Annotated in this window: 2 protein-coding genes and 1 pseudogene; 2 read left to right on the plus strand and 1 reads right to left on the minus strand. The window is 69.1% G+C overall.

What is annotated here, in order from left to right; all coding sequences use genetic code 11:
- A pseudogene (locus tag IE260_RS42495) lies at positions 1–83 on the minus strand (dihydrofolate reductase family protein); the annotation flags it as partial.
- A 907-nt stretch (positions 84–990) separates the two neighbouring features.
- Here IE260_RS42495 and IE260_RS40835 point away from each other — a divergent pair.
- A complete protein-coding gene (locus IE260_RS40835; protein WP_189880991.1) occupies positions 991–1,329 on the plus strand; it encodes an ArsR/SmtB family transcription factor in 339 nt (112 codons plus the stop codon).
- Positions 1,326–2,513, plus strand: a complete 1,188-nt coding sequence (locus IE260_RS40840) for an MFS transporter (RefSeq protein ID WP_189880992.1) — start codon at positions 1,326–1,328, stop codon at positions 2,511–2,513. The genes IE260_RS40835 and IE260_RS40840 overlap by 4 nt, the downstream gene beginning before the upstream one ends.
- The last annotated feature ends 780 nt before the right edge of the window (positions 2,514–3,293 follow it).

The raw sequence follows: 3,293 nt of genomic DNA on the forward strand, positions 1-3,293 counted from the left end.
GGGCTCTGAAGGCTCTGGTGCTCACCGGCACCGATCCCGTCGCTCGAGACGTTGAAGTTCATCACTCTCAGCAGCTGATCCACGTGTTTCCTCATCAGGTCCGGGCGCATCCTCGTTCGTCGGTGCGCTCACACCAGTACGTCGAACGGGACACGGCCGGATCGACAGCAGCTCATAACTTTTCTGAAAGCGTGCCCGGCGCGACAGTTCACGTGCGCCGTCCGGCGGCATCCCGGTGGCCCCTGGTGCGGCGCCGAGCCAGCAAGGCGCGCGAATAGAGCTCTCTTCTGCGCGGGGCAGTCCATCAGGCTGCGGCCGCTGAGGCACGCATCCCCCAGCAACCGGTCTTCCTCAACTGCTGGTCGGCGGCGATGTACGCCCGAGTCTGCCGGGCGGGCGGCCGATGTCCAGCGCATGCCGGCGCCGCTCGGCCCGCCAGGCCACCAATACCGGGGCCCTTTCGCTTGATTTGCGACTGACGCCGGTGTGGTGCCGTCGGAACCAGATGACGTTGCCTATTCAAGAGCGTGCAGCGATAGATCAGCCGGTGGGTGTCTGGTCCACGGTGGCGCGGGCGCGACACGGGGAGGCAGAGCGCGAACTGGGCGCTCGGGGTCCGCTGACGTCTCCGCCACTGCCGTGACCTGAACCGACCCGAGCAGAAGACCGCCTTCACCGCCAGCGTTGACGGCAACGGATCACTGCACTCCCGGTAGTACCGCCGGGTCGTTCCTCCCGCTTCCGCACTGCAGATCATTCGGCCGTGCGCACCTGATCGCCAGGGTTCGAAAACACCTGGTCAGGATCTTGCCTGCCGCCACCAGGCTTGCCTGGCGTGGGCGCGGGGGCCGGTGGGTCTGGCGAGTGAAGCGAGTATGCCGGCTGCGGGCCAAGGGCGAGTCTGGTCCGCGGGTAGGTGAGGGTGCCACTTGATCGTGCGGGAATTGTCGAACTATGATTGTGCGACAATCTTCGAATGATTGGGGGGTCATGGCAGCATCACGCGTCTATCAGCACCCGGACATCAGTGAGATCGCCATGCCCAGGGTCTTGTTCGCGCTTAGCGAGCCCCTGCGGCTGACGATGGTCCGGATCCTCGCCGACCGCGGGGAGGTCGACAGCATTGAGCTCGGCCCGGACCTGCCACGCTCGACGCTCACGCACCACACGAGCCTGCTACGGGAATCCGGGGTGGTCTTCGTACGCGCCGAAGGACGCAAGTGCATGATCCGTCTGCGCCGAGACGACCTACAGGCGCGGTTCCCGGGCCTGATCGACACGGTCCTCGCGGGCTACACGGAATCCGAGCAGCCGAAGGAGCAGGCGTGATCCGCAAAGTCTGGCCGCTCGTCTGCGCGGCTGTCGCCCTCGGCATCGACGCCTACGTCCTCGCCGGGGTTCTGCCGTCCATCGCCACCTCACTGGCGACGACGGCCGCGACCATCGGGCTCGGGGTGACAGCGTTCACGGCCGCATATGCACTGTCCGGTCCGCTGCTGTCGGGGACGGTGGTGCGGGGCGACACCGCTCGTGCGCTGCTGATCGCCCTGGGAGTATTCAACCTCGGCAACCTCATCACGACGCTGGCACCGGGGATCGAGGTCTTCCTCACCTCCCGGGTGATCGCGGGTGCCGGTGCGGGCGTGCTCACCGCGGTGGCGACGGCCACCGCTGCCGCCATGGCCGCGGATCACGAGCGCGGCCGAGCGATGTCTCTGGTGACCCTCGGCCTGTCCACGGGCACGGTGGCCGGCGTGCCGGTCGGCATGCTCATCGGTGACCGCCTGAACTGGCGGTGGACGATGGCGCTCGTCGTCGCCGTCGGCGCGCTCAGCATGATCGCGCTCGCCGCCCGCGCACGCACCCTGCCGTCGCTGCCCACATCACAGCAAGAGCCCGCGCTCGCCGTGCTGCGCTCCGGCAGGACAGCCACCGGGGTAATAGCGGCGTTCCTCCTCGGTGTGGCGAGCCTGGGGCTCTATACCTACCTGCTGCCGATGGCGGACGCGCGCGGCCTGGACGACTGGGGCTTCGCCCTGGTCTGGGCGTGGGGCATCGGCGGCGTCACCGGGTCCGCCCTGATCGGCAGGCCCCTGGACCAACACGGCCCGAAAGTCCTGCTCTTCGCCATGCCCGTGGCGCTGATCATGAGCTTCGGAGCCGTGTGGATCACCTCATCCCCGACCGTGTGGTTGTCCGCCGCGGCGGTATGGGGCGCTGCCGGCTGGGCGAGTGTGCCCACCCTGCAGCAGGCACTCACGCATGACCGGCCGGAACGCGCGATGCCGATCGTCGCGTTCCAAATGGCCGCAATGTACCTCGGATCCGCCGCCGGTGCGGCCGTAGGCAGCAGCCTGCTCGCAGCAGGCACCGACTCCGCCGACCTCTCCGGATGGGCGCTCATTCCCGCCGCACTCGCGCTCGTCCTCACCGGCGGGATCAGCATCACATCCCGGCGCTCCCCGGCGACACCGGCCACCCCGGCACCGAAGGGCGAGCCTGTCCGGCGTTGACGCCCTCGGGCGGTGGCGAGCGGTCATCCATCCTGGCCTGGCTCGTTTCGCCTGCGGCACCGCCGTCTTCTGTGGCCAATGGACAGCAGCAGCGGTGCACCATCTCGCCCCGGTCGCCCTCGGGCTGCGGGAGAAGGCTGCGAGCGCCGATCATGCTGCCTCCGGACGACAAGCCTTGTGGGGGCAGATCGTGGTTCGCGGTGGGCCGTATCCGCGCACCTGTTCAGCTGCATGCTGCCTTGAGGCGCACAGCAGCCAAGCAGGTCCGTTCCCCATGCGGTTGGTGGATGGTTGGGCGAGTACCGTGGTCCGTCTCGGCAACTCGCCCACAATCATGCGTTCATTCGCCGAAGCGCCCGCATCGGCCGTGCTGCCGACTGGCTCGCCCCGCTCCCGGTGCAAGCCCTGCACGAGTACGGCATCCACACCGCCGGCCTGCTCGCCGCCGTCACCCCGCCACGGTGCAGCGCCTGCTCGAATGAAAGGCCGGACGCCTGGCCGCGGACCGGGCCCGCGGCGTCGACCTCCGCCCGGTCGTCCCCCGCGCCCTGCCCGCCTCCGCCGCAGCCCGCCGCACCTTCGACCGGCACACCCTGGACGCGCCGGAACCCGCGCCGCACTGCGGGACCTAGTCGTCACCCTCGGACGCCTGCTGCGCCACCGCGGCCTGGCCGCCCGTGCCCTGACGCTGACCCTGAAGTTCGCGGTCGGGCTCTATGCGATGCCGCCGTTGCTCATCAGCAGCTGGCCGTTGATCCACTCGCCTTCCCTGGAGCACAG

Source organism: Streptomyces viridiviolaceus (assembly GCF_014650995.1).
Taxonomy (GTDB): domain Bacteria; phylum Actinomycetota; class Actinomycetes; order Streptomycetales; family Streptomycetaceae; genus Streptomyces; species Streptomyces viridiviolaceus.